Source organism: Bacillus sp. 3G2, from assembly GCF_044324725.1.
Lineage (GTDB): Bacteria > Bacillota > Bacilli > Bacillales > Bacillaceae_G > Bacillus_A > Bacillus_A mobilis.
In genome coordinates, this window is record NZ_CP172246.1 from 2,675,755 (window position 1) to 2,693,083 (window position 17,329).

The following is a 17,329-nucleotide window of genomic DNA, read 5'->3' on the forward strand; positions in this document are numbered from 1 at the left end:
TTGGAAAGTAGCTTTTTCATTACGCTTTTGATGTTTCGCTCTTTTTATTTGTTTGTTGTTTCTTAATTACCATGCGCTCATTTCCCATAAAGAAAATAAATACGAATGCTAAACCAGCTGGTACTAATGCCCACATAAATGTTTGAACAATGGAGCTAGAAAGAGCGTCAATAATTTTATCTAATATTTGCGGCGGGATTTGAGATCTTGCCGATTCTGATAGGATAGCTCTTGAATCTCCTAAAGCGTTTGTATTCATTCCCCCGCTTATCCCTTTAAATGCTTCTTCTAAATGATCTTGGAAACCTGTTCTTTGGATCATTCCAAAGATTGTAATACCTAATGTCATTCCTAATGAACGAATGAAATTACTCGTTGAAGTTGCAGATCCGCGCTGTTCCATACCGAAGTTGTGAATAGCTGCCATACTTAGTACAGAGAATGAGAAGCCTACTCCAAATCCAATAATAATCATATAAACCGTTAATAATATACGACTTGTTTCTGGCGTTAATGTGCTTAATAAGAATAATCCAATTAGCATAATAACCGCAGAAATAATCATAATGTTTCGGTAGCTAAGCTTCGTCGTTAAAAATCCACCTAACTGCGCTGTTACGACTGATCCTAACATCATCGGTAAAAGTAATAATCCCGAATTTGTTGCAGTACCGCCATATACACCTTGAATAAATAATGGAATATATACAGTTGCTGACATGAACGCAGCACCGTAACATAATGCAATAATGGTACTCATTCCGAATAAACGTTGTTTAAACATCTCGAATGAAATGATTGGCTCTTCTACTTTTCGTTCAATAAAAATAAATGCAATAATTAAAATAGCGAATCCGCTAAATAAACTTAAAATAAAGCTAGAATCCCAATCATACTTTTGTCCGCCAAGCTCTAAAGCAAACATTAAACAAACTACTGCACCAACTAAAGTAATTGCGCCAAACCAATCAATTTTTTGCTTTCTATGAACTCGTGATTCTTTATAAAAGAATGTAATAAAAATAAGTGCTAAAACGCCAAGCGGTAAGTTAATGTAAAATACCCAGTGCCAGCTAATGTAATCTGTAATATATGCACCAAGTAACGGACCAAAAATACTTGATAAACCAAATACTGCTCCGAATAATCCACCCATTTTCCCGCGTTTTTCAGGAGGGAAAATATCAAAAACGATAGTAAACGCGATCGGCACTAATGCCCCACCGCCAATACCTTGAATGGCACGATAAATACCTAACTGTGTAATATTTTCAGCAGTACCACAAAGTGCTGAACCAATCATAAAGACGATTAAACCGAAAATAAAGAATCTTTTTCTACCATACATATCTGATAGTTTACCAAATATCGGCATACCTGCCATTTCTGCGACCATATAGGCAGAAACGACCCATACAAAGTTTTCAAGGCCTCCTAAGTCACCAACGATCGTTCCCATTGCTGTTACGACAATGGTATTATCCATTGATGCCATTAAAATACCTAGCAATAAGCCCGCCACAACAAAGCCGAGCTTATTATTCTTCTCAACCATAACCTTGCTCTCCCTCGTACTACTTATATTTGTTTATGTTCTTTTACAACTGCATTACCTTTTTGGTTAAAGCTAGTATGATATTCTACAACACTAATTTCACACCCTGGTCCAATGGTAACGTTGTTTCCTCTAACTACTTCAGCGATAGTATGCTCTAAATAAATTTCATCTCCTTCAATGATAGACGTTTGGAGGCTTCCTGCGTGACTTGTAAATGGAATAAATCTTGCTTTTTTACGAACGGTAATCTTCTTACCACCGATTTCTCTCACTTTACTTCCTTCATAACGAAGTGAAATTTCAATATTTTCAGCATTAAGTAATCCATCACTTTCAAGGCCACCCGTTAGTGATAATTCCTCTACTTCAATATCTCCTTTCACATTTAAAGCGCCTTTCACATCTACGAAATCACCAGTAAACTTCCCTTTAACTTCTATCATACCTCTTACTTTCATTTTTTCAATATGAGCATCACTATTCATTTGTGTATTTCCATATACTTTTACATATTCCGCAGTTACATTTCCTTGTATTTCACTATCTCCATACACAACATAATCTTTTACTTTCATATTACCTTGTACATCACTCGTTCCGTATGTTTTAAATTCATTACAACTCATATCATTACAAATCGTTCCTTCGCCGCGTATCTTCACTTTGTTATAATCCCCGCCTGCTGAACTACCAGAACCATTGACAGTAAGACTATGTTGATGTTCCATATTACTTTTCCCCTCCCATTAGACCTGCTTAATTTCTTTTACATTTGCGCTTTTATCGACAGTAAGAACACCCGTATATTCAATGAGTTCGATCTCACAGTTCGCTCCTACTGTCACATTGTTTCCTCTTACCGTTCTTATGTGCGCATAATCAATATCAATATTGTCACCTTCTAATAGTTCAGCCTCTAACTGCATACCAAATACTGATTTAAACAGTCTACTAAAAGTACTTAGTCTATGTTTTACTTTAATCGTTTGACCACCAATTTCTTTCGCTCGACATGTACCGTGAATATTAATATTTATTTCATCGGCGCTTAATAATCCACCAATTGTAAATTGTCCTTCTGAAGAAAAAGTATCAACTTCGCAATTACCATCAATCGTTGCTTGACCATTGACTTTAAATTCTTCACCAGTTACATTTCCACCTATCGTACCTTTTCCTGCAATTTTTAAACTGTTCGCCTTCACATCTTGCGTAATTGTTGCTTTTCCATCAATTCGCATTGTTTCCGCAATAACTGTACCATCGACTTTACCCGATCCACTAATTCTTGCATTGCTGCTTTTCAAATTTCCAGTAACGGCACCGTAACCGTTACATTCAAACTGGTCACATTCAATATTTCCAGTTACAGTCCCTTTTCCATTTAATTGCACTTTATGAAACTCGCCGCCATTCGATGAACCGTAACCATTTATAATCAAATTATCTGTACGCATACTTTCTCCTCCACTATAATAGTTTCGTTTTTAATGCTTCGGTATATTTCATAATCGCTTCGCGTAAAACAATTTTGGTTCCTTTTTCAAAAATTAAATCATCCACGTTTGAAACTAAGAAACATGTAGAAATCCCTAACTTCCGGACGATGATTAAGTCACAAGTTTTATGCTTAATCGCTTCATAATTTTCACGTAAAACTTGTAAGACCATTTTTCCTTCTTCTAAACTAATCTCTCCCGATTGTAGTAATTCTTCTAACATATACACATAAAGAATATCTACAAATTGAAACTCTGTTGTTTTATTCGTTTGTTCTATGAAGAATTGTAAAACTGGCTCTGATGCAATCCCTTTACGTAAGACGTCTTCCTTAGTTAAAAGAATTTCACTTACACTCGGTGAAAACATATTCGCTAGTTCATCAAGGGATAAATCTTCTTTCATCGTTTGAATTTTATCAATACGCTCTAATATCTTTTCTTTCGGAAAAAATGTCTCTTGACCCGTGAATGTTGACTTTCGTACAAACCAATCTTCCGGTATTAAATTTTTTCTTTTCCACCTATATAACTGTCCGTATGAAATACCAGTTAGTTCTAATAAATCTTTTTTTGAAATTAAATCTGTACTCAACTGTATAACACTCCTTCCTGATAACAATGTAACATAACACTGTTACGCTGTAAACAGACTTTTATCACAAGTAACGTAACAATGTGTAAAACAACCATATTTCACACAAAAAAAAGAGTTCTCACGCATCCTATAAAATGCGTAAAAACCCTTATATATCAACATGTAAACCATATTTCATAAAAATCAATCCACCCTTGTGAATTAATCATTATATTTTGTACTTTTTCGTGAGAAGTTACTTGTTGTTTGTTCCGGTATAAAGGAATAATATGAATTTGACGTAACAATGTACTCTCAATATCGCGTAACAATGTAACTCTTTTTTCTACTTGTTCTTGTTTAAAATACGGTGACAACGTTTTATGAAAGTCCATGCTGCTTTGCCCATGAATAAAGCTATTTTTTGTAAGAAACATATATAGCAGACTATCTTCAATTCGTTCACTAATAGTTGCACTATCATGCATCATATCAGCCTTTTGTATCGTACTGATTTCCAACAGCTCTTCTATTTCAAGAAAATTAGTTTCTACACGAATCCCGTACTTCGCACACTCTTTTTGTATCCATATTGCATCTTCAACGTGATCTCGTCCTGTAAATGTGTAGAGTTGCAACACTTCATTTTGATACGTACTCCTTTTCATTAAACTAGCTATATCTTCCTCAATCTCTACTATGCTCTCATTTGCTAATATTAATTTCTTTGCCAATTCTCCACGTTCACCGCCGAGCTCTTGAACAATTATATCACCATGAATAATTTTATATAGCGCCTTTCGAAACAACTCATCTTGCATTGGTCCATCTTTTACAAGATTGCACGTTACATATGTTACGTTCGATTCAAGCCGAGACAACTCTTTATTAGGCTTCTCTTTATCTTTATACTGCGCCTTTACTAATACATCATACGTATTTACATTTTGCTCTACATTCATTAGTTCAATTCGGTCAAGAAAAGGTCTTTCACGATAATATAAATCATGCACTTCTAATACAAATAACTGTGCATTTTTCTCACGTAATATAAAAGGACCTGTACCAATGAAGATTCCTGTTTCATCTTCATGTACGATAGAACACTGTTCTGCACTTAGCATATGTAAAAACATCCTATTTTCCGTATGTAATTGAATTTCAACAACAAATTCATCCACTGCACGGACACTTTCAACATGTTGTAACATCCATGCGTGTGGGTTGTTTTCTGCTTTCATAAATCGATTCAATGAATGTATAACATGATGTGCAGTTAGTCGTTTTCCATTATGAAGATATACGCTTTTTCTTAAATAAAATGTCCAAACCTTGTCAGCATTATTATATTCCCAGTGAAAAGCAAGTCTTTGCTCTATACAATTTGTTTCCTCATTTACATATACGAGTGTATCAAAAATATGTTTAACCATATGACATTCTGAGCGCATTGTTGCGTAAACTGGATCTAAAGCGATGTCCAGGTTCATCTGTACTTGCAAACGAAGTACGTCTTTTCTTCCTTCAGGTGTCCGTTCTATTTGATGACCAAATATGGAATCTACCCAAACTTCATACTCTTTCTTTACTGATGGAAATTGTGAGCTGTAGCGTTCTATAAATGAGATTCCACTTTTCACATCTCCTTTTTTCGTTAGTTCTTTTCCTTTTTCTAAAATTAGTGGAATTGGTTGCTTTTGAAAGATTAATTTAGAACGATTCCCTCTCCCGCGTCCTGGAAACCAAGAGATCCAATGTAACTCTTCTAATTTTTTTATTATTAGTTTACTATTACGCTCCGTACAAAATAATGTTTTTGCTATCATTTGTACTGTTACTTCTAATTGCTCTCCTTCTCTTCTACCTTTACCATAGGCACACCATAGTTCAATATATTGATCTAAAATAAACATCATACTCCCCCTAAAAGGTGAAAAATAACCCCTTTTGTTTCTACCCTTTTTCCACCTCTCCTTTCATCTTATCATTTCAATATAGAAAGGAGGAATTAATATTGAACAATCTCATACTACGTTATAATAAACCCATTATTATTAGACTGTGCGGCGAATTATTAACCCGAACAACTGAATCTATGTTAGCTCTCATTATGATTATTTACGTTAATAAAATGTTAAACGGTAATATAATAATTACTATGCTCATTTTTGGACTGCAACCTCTCTCAGACATTGTATTTACACTTATTGCTGGAGGAGTAACTGATAAATATGGGCGAAAGAAAATTATGTTACTCGGTTTACTTCTGCAAGGCGTTGCAATCGGAAGCTTCATTTTTGCTCAATCTGTTTTTATATTTGCATTGTTATACGTCATAAATGGGGTGGGCCGTTCCTTATATATTCCCGCTCAACGTGCACAAATTGCTGATTTAACACAACAAAAACAGCAAGCAGAAATTTTTGCTCTTTTGCACACGATGGCTGCAATTGGTTCCGTAATCGGTCCAATAATTGGTGCTATCTTTTATCGTACGCACCCTAAATATTTATTTATTATGCAAAGTATTACACTTATGATATATGCAGTCGTTGTTTGGACGCAGCTTCCAGAAACTGCTCCAGTACTTACACCGCCAAAGCAAAAACTTGAATTATCATCTCCAAAACACTTTGTACACAAACATTACGCCGTTTTAGGACTTATGATCACTACGCTTCCTATTAGTTTTTTTTATGCGCAAACTGAGACAAATTATCGCATTTTCGCTAAAGATATATTTCCAGATTTCGTATTCATGCTCGCTTTTATTTCAACATGCAAAGCCATTTTGGAAATCATTCTACAAATTTTCCTTGTAAAATGGTCTGAACGATTTTCCATGACGAAAATTATACTCATTTCTTACACCTGCTTTACAATAGCTGCAATTGGCTACGGATTTTCAGCAACAATCTCGTCACTATTTTTCACATTACTCTTTTTAGTCATTGGAGAAAGTATTGCTTTAAACCATTTACTTCGATTCGTTTCAGAAATCGCTCCTACAGATAAACGTGGAATGTATTTTTCAATTTACGGGTTACACTGGGATATAGCTCGAACGTGCGGTCCTGTATTTGGTGCGGTTTTATTAAGTAAACTAAACGGTAGCATGCTATTTTATATTTGCGCTTGTTTCTTAATAGCCGGAGGCATTATACAAGCACTGTTTATTCAAAATGTAGAACGTAGTAAAATAAATAAAGATGTTTCGGAGCATACTCCTCATATTTTATAAGATGCTTTCTTAATAAAAAGAAGGATGTCACAAAATCTCGAGACTTTTGTGACATCCTTTTTATTACCCTGCCATTTTATTAATACTATCCTCTGGCGAAAATACCGAAATATGATTTACCTTACCAGTCGATTTTGGAATAATGAATTTTAACTCAAACTGATTGTTTACTTTATATACATATATTTTATCTTCCCCATTTACTTTAACTGAAGCTGGTTTTCCTAATGCTTTCTCTATTTCTTGTAATGTGATTGATTGTAGCTCAGCATGATAGGAGCGTACATCAAAAACTTGTGACCCTTTATTAAAACCGAAGCTAACATTTTTATTTGTAAAGGTAGCGTACATTCCGTTACCTGCTTGTTCCGTTTTATTTGCTTTCCCCCAAGCTTTTTCAATTTCTTCAATATCTCCTGTATGTGCTGCGAACGGAACGTTAGGTACTTTTCCTTCTTTCGCTAGTTCAAATAATTCTTTAACGTGGTTAATTGATTTTTGATTTATTACTGTATCTTTCGTGCTTGAATCTACCTTTGGTTTTGTTGATCCTTCATTATTTGATTTTGCATCAGGTTCTTTCTTTTCTTCAGCAGAGTTATTCTGTTCGTCTTTACTATTTTCCGATGTTTGGTTTGTTTCCTTTTTTTCGTCTGTCCCTTTACATGCTGCTAATGCAAATATGCATGTAAAAGCGAGAAATAACATAGCTATCTTTACATACAATTTCATACATTTCAGCCCCTTATTATAATCTTATTCATTTCGATACCCAATCCATTACACTACTTTTCAAGTTGTGTTTGTTCCAAAAAGTAAATGCTTCACTCTCACCTAATGCTTGCACAACATATTCTACAAAAGCAGTTCCTAAAAAATAAGCGAGTCGGTTGTACCCAAAATATTGTCCGCCAGATAACCGGAACCACTCTTTCTCTTTATCAAACGTCCATCCTTCTATATAATCTTCCAAAAAACGTTTCTTTATATGTTCTTCATTTTCTATACAATATTGTAACCAACGTTCACCCTGATTGTCATATGAGTAATACACTGATCCATTTAAACCTTTCATAATATGCTTTGATAAATATGTTGCGACACCTTCACGATACAAATTAACCGTCGCATCGGCCCACTCGGCTTCCCCCCAGTCCATTCCATCATTTTTTAACATAACATTATGATATATATGTCCTATTTCGTGAGCGACGATTACACGAAGGTGATTTAAATCTGGAGATAATTTTTCTGCCGCAAAAAATATGTCACCAATAATTTTCCTTTCTACAAATGCATTAGAACCAAATCCTCCAACAAACAGATGAAACTTCATATTTACATCAAAGTTATATTTATAATGATATGCATCCGTTATTTCTTGAATAATAGTCGGTAATGCTTCTGCAATGATACGAATATCTTCTATTTTTTCGGGATATTGTTTAATGGCATTCGAAAGACGTTCTCTCGTTTTAGGACAATGATACTTAAAGTATTCTTCAAATACCTCAGGATGCGAAGTAAAATATTGATTAAGATCTTCTAATTCTACATTGTCACTTTCCCATAATTTTAAAAAATTCGGGATTGTATTATTTATCATTTTTCCCATCTCCTTAATATATCCCTTCTCGCCATTTACACTAAAATCCTCCCTTTAAATGTAGAAAAAGCAACAAAGAAGGATGAGCCTTCCTTGTTGCTCTTTCTTTTTAATCAAACCATCTATCACCGTCAGAAATCCATTTACCATTATGTAAATCATAACATTCTTCATAATCATGAAAACTAAAGTAAGAAGGTAATTCAACATTCATACCACCAGCTTTATTCCAGCATGTAGCAAACCATTCTACTATAACTTTCATTTCAATTTCAGATAACTTCTCATCATTTTTTTCGTAAAAATCCCAGAACTCATCAGATTCTTCATCACTGAACGTATAATATGTAACGTCATCCATTACAATATAGCTACCAGAAAAAAACCCTTCATCAGTTCCTTCATAAAAAACTTCATTAGCACCTCCATCCATTGAAAACATAACGATAGACAGTTCAAATGACTGAACAAAAGCAGTAAAATCTAATAAATCTATTTCTTTATAATAAGTAAACTGTGTTGTCGCTTTTAACCTTGCAATCAAATCAGAGGATTTTGTCTCGAGCCCTTTTATTAAAGAGTTTTTATAGTTCTCAATTGTAAACAAATACTTCACTTCCTATTCATAACATATAAATATATAAAAATTATAGCAAAGTTTTTGTATATTTTGCTTAAAAAATGAAAAAAGCTGCCCAAAAAGGACAGCTTTACATATGTATTTTTACACTTCGATTGACTTACCATCTTCAACAATATGATAAAGTAAGTGAGCTAAATGATGAATTGGGCCATACTCTTCCTCTTCCTCATCTGTTTCACCGTGGAATTCAAGATCATTTAAGTATAGTGCTAAAAATTGATAGTATAGTTTTAAATCAAATCCGTAGCACGCAGTTGGCTCTTCATGATCCCCTTCGTATTGTAACATTAAGTATTGATCATTACCTTCTGCATCTTCCGCGTCAAAGAATACGAAGAATCCAACGTTTGTATCTAAATCAAATAGATGACGAGTACCTTTTTCTGTTGCTTTATTGAAGTCCTCTTCACTTAATTTATGTACTGTTGTCGCTTTAGCATTATCTTCTTGATGGAAATTTACTGTAAATGTTTTCAATGCTGACACCTCCTGATTGTATAATACTAGCATAACATATAAAAAGGACTGCTTACAAATGTAAACAGTCCATACATTCATTTCCGCATTGCTCGTAATAAAAAGCTTACGATGAAAATTAAAATAATCGCACCAATTAAAGCTGGAATAATTGCAAAACCGCCTATTACAGGGCCAAAACTACCAAATAATTTCGAACCAATCCAAGAACCGATAATACCAGCAATAATATTACCAATTACACCACCTGGTACGTCCTTTCCAGTAATTAAACTTGCAAACCATCCTAATATACCACCGACGATTAAAGACCAAATCATATGATAACCTCCTTTAAATTTCACAGATCAAAATATAATTAGAAACAACTGCTTACCATTAGTTATGTTACACTTTTCATTAGTTATTCATACAAACCAACTATTAGATTATTTCAAAATAATGAACGACCAGTTTTGACGTGTGATTGATACATTTCCTATTTCACATATTAGGGACAGTCAGGCTTCAATATGGTCCGCATAAACTCTTCTTTAAAAGCTGGATAGTTAAAACCAACCGCAATTTTTTGAATTGGCCTATTATCAAACGTTGTCGGCTCAGCTATTTTTCTAAAATCCGCCACACTTTGTCCTCTTGTTACGTCATTTGTCGTACTAATCCAAACTGCAGACTTTTTATATTCAAAAATATCGTCATTTATAAAAGAAATGAACGGAAGTAAATCGTGAATTGGACTTCCAGCAATACCTGGATATTCTTTTTTATAAAAGTTCTCATAATAAAAATCAATCATTGGTTTAATAAGCTTAGCCTGCCCTGTTCCTTCTTTATTAATAATATCCACCATTTCAGGAGTAATGAGGGCTCCTTGCGTTACATTTAACGGATAAATAGTCGCATTCTTTGCGTACTTCATCACAATATTTGCGGCGATTGGATCTCCATAAAAGTTAGCTTCTGATACAGGAGTAACGTTACCTGGAAATAAAAAAGCACCGCCCATAATATAATACGAACATACCTTATCCATTACATTGGGGTATAATAAAAATAACGTTGCCAATGTTGTTAATCGTCCTGTCGCTACGATAATAATATCTTCTGGACAAGGTTCAATTAATTTAATTAATTCACAAAAATTTTCCCGTTTACAAATCCTCATTTCAGGTGGAATAATAGGTCCTAAACCGTGATCCCCATGAATTTCAGGAAAGAACAAAGGCTCTTCAGCCGTCATCGGTCTTGCCGCACCTTCTATGATTTTTACTTCTGTAGCATAGTATCTTTCTAAAAAATATACATTTTCCGTTACAATTTCTCGCGATACATTCCCGTATTCAGCAACAATACCTATAATATCTAATTTACATGTTTTATTTGCATAAATTAATGCCACCGCATCGTCAATACCAAAGTCTCCAAAAAAGATGATTTTCTTATTAACTATCCTCACCCCTCTTTAGCATAATCTACTATTATTATTATGTGAAAAAGACAAGGCTGTGAAACGGTGCAAACTAAAAAAGCCGCCTATTTATTGGCGACTTCAATCTTTTTATAAGATAAATATGCTAGTACATTTTTACTTGAATCGTATTTTGGATTATTTCCTTTTCTCGGTTCTCTCATATGTGTTTTTTCAAATCCAGGAATATCCGGCATTTTCTCCATAAATTCAAGCATTTCTTCTTCAGTTCCTTCAATACGTACGCGAATCATTATTATATTTCCCCAATTCTCATTTTCTCTGTACTAAGTATAACGTACTTTGAAAAGACTGCAAGAAATTTATCTTTTTAATGTCGCGCTTTTTTTACATACAAACAGTGCCATTTCAGTATAAAACGATATAATTTTATTATTTTCATATTCAATGTTAAAGAATTCTTGCATTTCAACTGATGTTTTCATCATACATTCTGTTAGCTTCACGCGTTTCTGCAAAGGTACATTCATCATATCGCACCACCATTCAAATTCAAATTTCTTGTCAAAAGTAAGACATGACTGCAATTGCAAACCGTTTTTTTCTAACAAGGTAATCCATTCTGTTTTTTTCAGCGCCCGTTCATGACTCGGATCCCTCTTTTTTTCTATAAAATTATAAAATGTATCAAATTCATTATTTTCCGGTGAAACATTATCTATTAAAATAAACAATCCATTATCTTCTAACGTACGATTTACTTCATATATAAACTGAGATGGATTCGTAAAATGATGTGCTGCAATTCGGCACGTAATCGCATCAAAAGAACTATCTGTAAATGGTAAACTTTCAGCGTTTCCAGCGACAAAAGATACATTTTCATGTCCATTACTTATAATAAATTTTTTCGCACTCTCTAACATTTTTTCAGTTAAGTCTAAGGCAACTACTTCTTTAAAAAATGGAGCTAATACATTCGCAACATGTCCGCCGCCAGTAGCGATATCAAGAAGACGATAATTATAACGAGACTCAACTTGTTGAACTACATATTGTAAATCCGGCCCTTTAGCATGAATTTTACTTTTCACATACTTTTCCGCATTATTACCAAACTGTTGTTTTACAAGCTCTTCTTTACTCATTTTATCATCTTCTTTCTATTGTTATTTGTACACGATTCAGATAACTAATAAGTTCTATTTCATATTTTCAATTCCTCTTTTAAACATATGTCATTTAGTATTTTGAAAAAAATAATAAAAAACTGTAAGAATGTATCTCACAGTTTTTTAAGTATGCTAAAATCTATTTTTTAAATCTTTCTATATAGTTTCTTTTTCCCTTTTTTCATTTTCTGAAGTTATGCTACCAATAGCATCCGCCGTTACTTCCACCACAAATTCACAAATACCTGCTACTACTTCTCCAATTACTTCATCCATCTTTTTACCCCCTTATTTTATGTAACTTATTTGTAGTATAGATCGGAGTGATTGTTTTTAACTATCGGAAAACGTGACAACAACATTACAGTTTTGTAAGCTTTTTCAATTTGTTTAGCTTCTATCCGTTAAAACTTCAAGTATGATTCACAAGCATATAGGCCATCATAATATTAGGTAAGTTCCAATTCTGCTAGAGGAGGCGTGTAAAATTTACTACGTAAAATTAATTAAAGGTCAATCATTCTATGCTTTTGATCGTCGTTTCTTAATGTCTGAAGAAGAAAAGGTTTCCGAGAAAGTTTATAATTACTTACGTCGTAACGAATTTTTCGAAGTACGTAAAGAGGAATATTCTGCTTAATTACAAAAGGTATTAAGAATATCTCACTTAATTGTGCGATATTCTTAATTCCCCCATATAATCCCCCTCATTTCAACAATTGTGCTCCATTCTCTTAAAATATTCTATTATTTGTCCAAGCTATTTTATCGTAAATTTCATATTTTAGTATATGAGGAGGTGACGAATATGACTCATATCATTGATTATCAAGCTACTCAACCTTTAAGTAAAACTGGTGAAACAACTTTTGTAATTCCAGCTTCTCCAGATAGAGCAATTCTAGCAAATTTGAAATTAAAAATTTCAAAAAGAGATGCACGTAATAATCGTGTTGAATTAATTGCTACAGTTGGAGTTGAAGGTATAACGAATATAGCACAAATATTGTTTAGAATTTTCCGTGATAACACTGAAATTTTCAATACACAAGTAGGGATTGAATCTACAGGTTCAGAGCAATTCTACACTCAAACATTTCAAGCTATAGATCAAAACGTTGGCAGTGGAACACACCAATATTCATTAACTGTAGAAAACCTAACTAGTGGTGCAAGTGCAGAAGTTGTTGGTCCTCTATCTTTTAGCGCTTTAGCTATTGGACAAGAGCGTAAATGCTGCTAAACAATCTAAAATTTAATATTGCACTTGAGAAAAGCGAGACGTAGTATGTACGTTCTTGCTTTTTTATTTTGTTCAAATTTATCCTTACTTTCAATAACACTTCATCACATTTCTTTTTCATTTTCATTGCTTATTTCATCAAATAACAAATCATCTATTTGACAAATCAAAAAGATTGAAATCCACTCATGAAACACGTAATATAGACTCTGACTCTAAAAAAGTTCGTTAATAAAAATACATAAAATAAGGAGGTTTTATATACGAGTTTTTCATTTTAAAAGACGGAGAGGTTTTACATTATGTGGCGTAATAAAAATGTTTGGATTGTGTTAATCGGGGAGTTTATTGCTGGTCTAGGGTTATGGCTTGGTATTCTTGGCAACCTTGAATTTATGCAAAAATATGTCCCTTCTGATTTCATGAAATCAGTTATATTATTTATCGGATTATTAGCAGGTGTTCTAGTTGGCCCTATGGCAGGTCGTGTCATTGATCAGTATGAAAAGAAAAAAGTTCTTCTTTACGCTGGATTCGGTCGTGTTATTAGTGTTATCTTTATGTTTTTCGCAATCCAATTTGAAAGTATCGCCTTTATGATTGCATTTATGGTTGCTCTTCAAATTTCAGCAGCATTTTACTTCCCTGCATTACAATCTGTAATTCCACTCATCGTACGTGAGCATGAATTATTACAGATGAACGGTGTACATATGAATGTAGGTACAATTGCTCGTATTGCTGGTACTTCACTAGGTGGAATTCTTTTAGTTGTAATGAGTTTACAGTATATGTATGCCTTCTCGATGGCAGCATACGCTTTATTATTCCTCTCAACTTTCTTCCTACAATTCGAGGATAAGAAATCAACAACACCAAGTAAACAAGCTGCAAAAGATAATAGCTTTATGGAAGTATTTCGTATTTTAAAAGGAATTCCTATTGCTTTTACAGCACTTATATTAAGTATTATCCCTCTATTATTTATAGCCGGATTTAATTTAATGGTAATCAACATTAGTGAAATGCAACATGATCCAACTATTAAAGGCTTTATATATACAATTGAAGGTGTCGCATTTATGTTAGGGGCCTTCGTTATTAAACGCTTATCTGACCATTTCAAACCTGAAAAATTATTATATTTCTTCGCAGTTTGTACCGCTTTTGCACACCTTTCCTTGTTCTTTAGCGATATAAAATGGATGTCACTTACATCATTTGGTTTGTTTGGTTTTAGTGTCGGTTGCTTCTTCCCTATTATGTCGACAATTTTCCAAACGAAAGTGGAAAAAAGCTATCACGGTCGTCTTTTCTCTTTCCGTAATATGTTTGAGAGAGTTATGTTCCAAATTGTCTTACTTGGCACAGGCTTCTTCTTAGATACGATTGGATTGCAATATATGGTTCTAATCTTCGGAGTTATTTCATTACTAATTATTTTCATATCACTATCTAAACAGAAACAGTATGAAAAACAACCTTCGCAATCTGCGAATTTATAGCATAGCAAAGAAGCATGGATTAATCTAATGATCCATGCTTCTTTGTTATATATAATCTTATTTATTACTTTTACTGAAATGATTTAAAGGAGTACTTCATTTTTCTTTCGAATATAATATATAAATGAGGTATATAGGAGGCGCAAAATGTCTGATGGCATCCAGTTATTTATTATCCTTCTTGTTGTATTTGTTAAGTTTAGCATCATAAACTTTTTAGCAATTTCCCTATCTCAACATAGCTTTAAAAGGAGAGTTGTGGCAGGCTTCATATTTTTACTGCTAACACCTATTATTTTTTTGACAACAACTGCACTCACTTCTATATTCGATAACGCTGTTTTTGGAGCAATTAACCTATCCTCTTCTATTATAAACGTGTATATTTTAAACGGTATTGTCATCCTTTTTTCTGCATCATTTATCCTCAAAAAACAAAATATAAGATAGCACACTATGCATGAATCTGGATTACGTTAGATTCATGCCTTTTTATTTTAAAAACCTCCCCTTTCCCTAATTTTTATGTGAAATTAAATAATTCTTTATAAAAATTTAAACTTTATTTATTACAATATCCCTATCGTATTCGCACGTTTATTGAAAACGAAATGAAAGGAGCACAAAATGAAAAAGATTCTATTGATTATTCCTATATTCATCGTTCTACTTAGCGGATGTAGCAATAATGACATATACGGTTCTTGGGAAGTCATTGATAACAAAAACGGTCTCTGTCCTACATCTTATAAATTTGAAACAGTTGTTAAAGAAGAAAAGAAAGAAAAAATTGTGCAAAACTTAGTGGAAATGCAAACAACGAAGAAAAAAGAAGATTTATACAAAGGTTCCTTTGTAAAGGATTCTAATGTGTATCGCATTGATTATGGTAACTCATTTACATCAGATCAAACTTTACAAATTGTCGATGGCAAATTAAACGTATACTTTTATGCAGTTGAAAAATTATGTACATATAAAAAGAAATGATTACACTTCATTTAAAACGTAGAAAATATTTTCTGCGTTATTTTTATCCTCCCTCTAAATTTGTCAATCGTTTTAATTTTCATAAAAAAATGATAAAATGTAACCATGTGTTTTCAGAATAATTAAAAATGCAGAAAGAAAACACTGTTTTTAGGAGGGGTTTTGATGACTTACACGTTAGCAACTAGAATGAAAGCATTCCAATCTTCTATATTTAGTGAATTAGGAGCTTATAAAAAAGAAAAAATTGCAGCAGGTCACAAAATGATTGATTTAAGTATCGGGAATCCTGATATGCCGCCTGCTGACTTCGTAAGAGAAGAAATGGTACATACAGCAAGTAAAAAAGAAAGCTATGGATACACATTAAGCGGTATTCAAGAATTTCACGAAGCTGTAACTGAATATTACAACAACACTCATAACGTTATTTTAAATGCCGATAAAGAAGTTTTATTATTAATGGGTTCACAAGACGGACTCGTTCATTTACCTATGGTTTATGCAAATCCAGGAGATATTATATTAGTTCCTGACCCTGGATATACAGCTTATGAAACAGGTATTCAAATGGCTGGTGCAACATCTTATTACATGCCATTAAAGAAAGAGAATGAATTCTTACCTAACTTAGAGCTAATTCCTGAAGAAATTGCCGATAAAGCGAAGATGATGATTTTAAACTTCCCAGGGAATCCGGTTCCAGCAATGGCTCATGAAGATTTCTTTAAAGAAGTAATCGCATTCGCGAAAAAGCATAACATTATTGTCGTCCATGATTTTGCTTATGCTGAATTTTATTTTGATGGTAATAAACCAATTAGCTTCCTCTCTGTACCTGGGGCTAAAGAAGTTGGCGTAGAAATCAACTCTTTGTCAAAAAGTTATAGTTTAGCAGGTAGCCGTATTGGTTATATGATTGGTAATGAAGAAATTGTTCGTGCACTTACGCAATTTAAATCAAATACAGATTACGGAGTGTTTTTACCCATTCAAAAATCAGCATCAGCTGCACTAAGAAATGGCACTTCGTTTTGCGAGAAAAATCGCGGTATTTATCAAGAACGTAGAGATACTTTAGTTGATGGATTCCGCACATTTGGCTGGAATGTCGATAAACCAGCTGGTAGTATGTTCGTCTGGGCCGAAATTCCGAAAGGCTGGACTTCTATAGATTTCGCTTATGCGTTAATGGATCGTGCAAATGTCGTTGTTACACCAGGTCATGCATTTGGACCTCACGGAGAAGGCTTTGTACGTATTGCACTCGTTCAAGATAAAGAAGTGTTACAACAAGTTGTTGAAAATATTAGAAATAGTGGTATTTTTTCTCTTGAAAAAGTAAATGAATTAGTTAAAAATTAATGGTAACTCCCCTGCTTAACTGTA

The 17,329-nt window shown here is 33.5% G+C and carries 20 protein-coding genes; 7 read left to right on the top strand and 13 right to left on the bottom strand.

Annotated elements, in window-relative coordinates:
• Positions 1–19: 19 nt before the first annotated feature.
• The 5 genes from ACHZK0_RS13730 to ACHZK0_RS13750 all read right to left on the bottom strand — a co-directional run bounded on the left by ACHZK0_RS13730 (position 20) and on the right by ACHZK0_RS13750 (position 5,547).
• The gene (locus tag ACHZK0_RS13730) at positions 20–1,555 is read right to left on the bottom strand and encodes an MDR family MFS transporter (protein WP_262742242.1); all 1,536 of its coding nucleotides are present in this window, start codon (positions 1,553–1,555) and stop codon (positions 20–22) included.
• Between the two features lie 23 nt (positions 1,556–1,578).
• A complete protein-coding gene (locus ACHZK0_RS13735) occupies positions 1,579–2,286 on the bottom strand; it encodes a cytoplasmic protein (protein ID WP_395760490.1) in 708 nt (235 codons plus the stop codon).
• An 18-nt stretch (positions 2,287–2,304) separates the two neighbouring features.
• The gene (locus tag ACHZK0_RS13740) at positions 2,305–3,015 is read right to left on the bottom strand and encodes a bactofilin family protein (RefSeq protein ID WP_395760491.1); all 711 of its coding nucleotides are present in this window, start codon (positions 3,013–3,015) and stop codon (positions 2,305–2,307) included.
• 13 nt (positions 3,016–3,028) lie between these two features.
• Positions 3,029–3,652: a YhbD family protein gene (locus ACHZK0_RS13745; RefSeq protein ID WP_000102259.1), complete on the bottom strand. Its 624-nt coding sequence runs from the start codon at positions 3,650–3,652 to the stop codon at positions 3,029–3,031.
• A 158-nt stretch (positions 3,653–3,810) separates the two neighbouring features.
• Complete coding sequence (locus tag ACHZK0_RS13750; RefSeq protein ID WP_395761717.1) at positions 3,811–5,547, bottom strand: ABC transporter substrate-binding protein; 1,737 nt, start codon at positions 5,545–5,547, stop codon at positions 3,811–3,813.
• 101 nt (positions 5,548–5,648) lie between these two features.
• Between ACHZK0_RS13750 and ACHZK0_RS13755 the strand changes: the two genes are divergently transcribed.
• Positions 5,649–6,875, top strand: coding sequence for an MDR family MFS transporter (locus ACHZK0_RS13755; protein WP_395760492.1), 1,227 nt, complete (start codon positions 5,649–5,651; stop codon positions 6,873–6,875).
• Between the two features lie 63 nt (positions 6,876–6,938).
• Here ACHZK0_RS13755 and ACHZK0_RS13760 read toward each other — a convergent pair whose 3' ends face one another.
• The 8 genes from ACHZK0_RS13760 to ACHZK0_RS13795 form a co-directional block, all read right to left on the bottom strand.
• The gene (locus tag ACHZK0_RS13760; RefSeq protein WP_270606982.1) at positions 6,939–7,607 is read right to left on the bottom strand and encodes a YjgB family protein; all 669 of its coding nucleotides are present in this window, start codon (positions 7,605–7,607) and stop codon (positions 6,939–6,941) included.
• Between the two features lie 28 nt (positions 7,608–7,635).
• Positions 7,636–8,481 carry an aminopeptidase gene (locus ACHZK0_RS13765; RefSeq protein ID WP_270342985.1) on the bottom strand — a complete coding sequence of 282 codons (846 nt, stop codon included), beginning with the start codon at positions 8,479–8,481 and terminating at the stop codon, positions 7,636–7,638.
• A 109-nt stretch (positions 8,482–8,590) separates the two neighbouring features.
• Entirely contained in the window at positions 8,591–9,088 is a 498-nt protein-coding gene (locus ACHZK0_RS13770; RefSeq protein ID WP_395760493.1) for a hypothetical protein, read from the bottom strand.
• Positions 9,089–9,205: 117 nt separating this feature from the next.
• Positions 9,206–9,601, bottom strand: a complete 396-nt coding sequence (locus ACHZK0_RS13775; RefSeq protein ID WP_000847586.1) for a hypothetical protein — start codon at positions 9,599–9,601, stop codon at positions 9,206–9,208.
• A 77-nt stretch (positions 9,602–9,678) separates the two neighbouring features.
• The gene (locus ACHZK0_RS13780) at positions 9,679–9,921 is read right to left on the bottom strand and encodes a GlsB/YeaQ/YmgE family stress response membrane protein (RefSeq protein ID WP_262742250.1); all 243 of its coding nucleotides are present in this window, start codon (positions 9,919–9,921) and stop codon (positions 9,679–9,681) included.
• A gap of 170 nt (positions 9,922–10,091) precedes the next feature.
• Entirely contained in the window at positions 10,092–11,057 is a 966-nt protein-coding gene (locus tag ACHZK0_RS13785; protein ID WP_097863449.1) for a nucleoside hydrolase, read from the bottom strand.
• 77 nt (positions 11,058–11,134) lie between these two features.
• Positions 11,135–11,323: a DUF3970 family protein gene (locus tag ACHZK0_RS13790; RefSeq protein ID WP_000621879.1), complete on the bottom strand. Its 189-nt coding sequence runs from the start codon at positions 11,321–11,323 to the stop codon at positions 11,135–11,137.
• Between the two features lie 69 nt (positions 11,324–11,392).
• Positions 11,393–12,178 carry a class I SAM-dependent methyltransferase gene (locus ACHZK0_RS13795; RefSeq protein WP_262742251.1) on the bottom strand — a complete coding sequence of 262 codons (786 nt, stop codon included), beginning with the start codon at positions 12,176–12,178 and terminating at the stop codon, positions 11,393–11,395.
• 511 nt (positions 12,179–12,689) lie between these two features.
• On the opposite strand from ACHZK0_RS13795, the gene ACHZK0_RS13800 reads away from it, so the two are divergent.
• The 6 genes from ACHZK0_RS13800 (at position 12,690) to ACHZK0_RS13825 (ending at position 17,305) form a co-directional block, all read left to right on the top strand.
• Positions 12,690–12,842: a YqbF domain-containing protein gene (locus ACHZK0_RS13800; protein ID WP_395761718.1), complete on the top strand. Its 153-nt coding sequence runs from the start codon at positions 12,690–12,692 to the stop codon at positions 12,840–12,842.
• A 168-nt stretch (positions 12,843–13,010) separates the two neighbouring features.
• The gene (exsC, locus tag ACHZK0_RS13805; protein WP_270342995.1) at positions 13,011–13,445 is read left to right on the top strand and encodes an exosporium protein ExsC; all 435 of its coding nucleotides are present in this window, start codon (positions 13,011–13,013) and stop codon (positions 13,443–13,445) included.
• Positions 13,446–13,747: 302 nt separating this feature from the next.
• Entirely contained in the window at positions 13,748–14,950 is a 1,203-nt protein-coding gene (locus tag ACHZK0_RS13810; RefSeq protein ID WP_061679667.1) for an MFS transporter, read from the top strand.
• A 147-nt stretch (positions 14,951–15,097) separates the two neighbouring features.
• Positions 15,098–15,400, top strand: coding sequence for a hypothetical protein (locus ACHZK0_RS13815; RefSeq protein WP_270606978.1), 303 nt, complete (start codon positions 15,098–15,100; stop codon positions 15,398–15,400).
• 177 nt (positions 15,401–15,577) lie between these two features.
• Positions 15,578–15,940, top strand: coding sequence for a hypothetical protein (locus ACHZK0_RS13820; protein ID WP_242256846.1), 363 nt, complete (start codon positions 15,578–15,580; stop codon positions 15,938–15,940).
• A 165-nt stretch (positions 15,941–16,105) separates the two neighbouring features.
• Positions 16,106–17,305, top strand: coding sequence for an LL-diaminopimelate aminotransferase (locus ACHZK0_RS13825; protein ID WP_395760494.1), 1,200 nt, complete (start codon positions 16,106–16,108; stop codon positions 17,303–17,305).
• The last annotated feature ends 24 nt before the right edge of the window (positions 17,306–17,329 follow it).

Excerpts from the sequence above, each read along its gene's own strand:
- ACHZK0_RS13760 (WP_270606982.1), bottom strand. The coding sequence starts at position 7,607 with ATGAAATTGTATGTAAAGATAGCTATGTTATTTCTCGCTTTTACATGC.
- ACHZK0_RS13730 (WP_262742242.1), bottom strand. The coding sequence starts at position 1,555 with ATGGTTGAGAAGAATAATAAGCTCGGCTTTGTTGTGGCGGGCTTATTG.
- ACHZK0_RS13815 (WP_270606978.1), top strand. The coding sequence starts at position 15,098 with ATGTCTGATGGCATCCAGTTATTTATTATCCTTCTTGTTGTATTTGTT.
- ACHZK0_RS13765 (WP_270342985.1), bottom strand. The coding sequence starts at position 8,481 with ATGATAAATAATACAATCCCGAATTTTTTAAAATTATGGGAAAGTGAC.
- ACHZK0_RS13825 (WP_395760494.1), top strand. The coding sequence starts at position 16,106 with ATGACTTACACGTTAGCAACTAGAATGAAAGCATTCCAATCTTCTATA.
- ACHZK0_RS13810 (WP_061679667.1), top strand. The coding sequence starts at position 13,748 with ATGTGGCGTAATAAAAATGTTTGGATTGTGTTAATCGGGGAGTTTATT.
- ACHZK0_RS13820 (WP_242256846.1), top strand. The coding sequence starts at position 15,578 with ATGAAAAAGATTCTATTGATTATTCCTATATTCATCGTTCTACTTAGC.
- ACHZK0_RS13740 (WP_395760491.1), bottom strand. The coding sequence starts at position 3,015 with ATGCGTACAGATAATTTGATTATAAATGGTTACGGTTCATCGAATGGC.
- ACHZK0_RS13735 (WP_395760490.1), bottom strand. The coding sequence starts at position 2,286 with ATGGAACATCAACATAGTCTTACTGTCAATGGTTCTGGTAGTTCAGCA.
- ACHZK0_RS13780 (WP_262742250.1), bottom strand. The coding sequence starts at position 9,921 with ATGATTTGGTCTTTAATCGTCGGTGGTATATTAGGATGGTTTGCAAGT.
- exsC (WP_270342995.1), top strand. The coding sequence starts at position 13,011 with ATGACTCATATCATTGATTATCAAGCTACTCAACCTTTAAGTAAAACT.
- ACHZK0_RS13750 (WP_395761717.1), bottom strand. The coding sequence starts at position 5,547 with ATGTTTATTTTAGATCAATATATTGAACTATGGTGTGCCTATGGTAAA.
- ACHZK0_RS13790 (WP_000621879.1), bottom strand. The coding sequence starts at position 11,323 with ATGATTCGCGTACGTATTGAAGGAACTGAAGAAGAAATGCTTGAATTT.
- ACHZK0_RS13795 (WP_262742251.1), bottom strand. The coding sequence starts at position 12,178 with ATGAGTAAAGAAGAGCTTGTAAAACAACAGTTTGGTAATAATGCGGAA.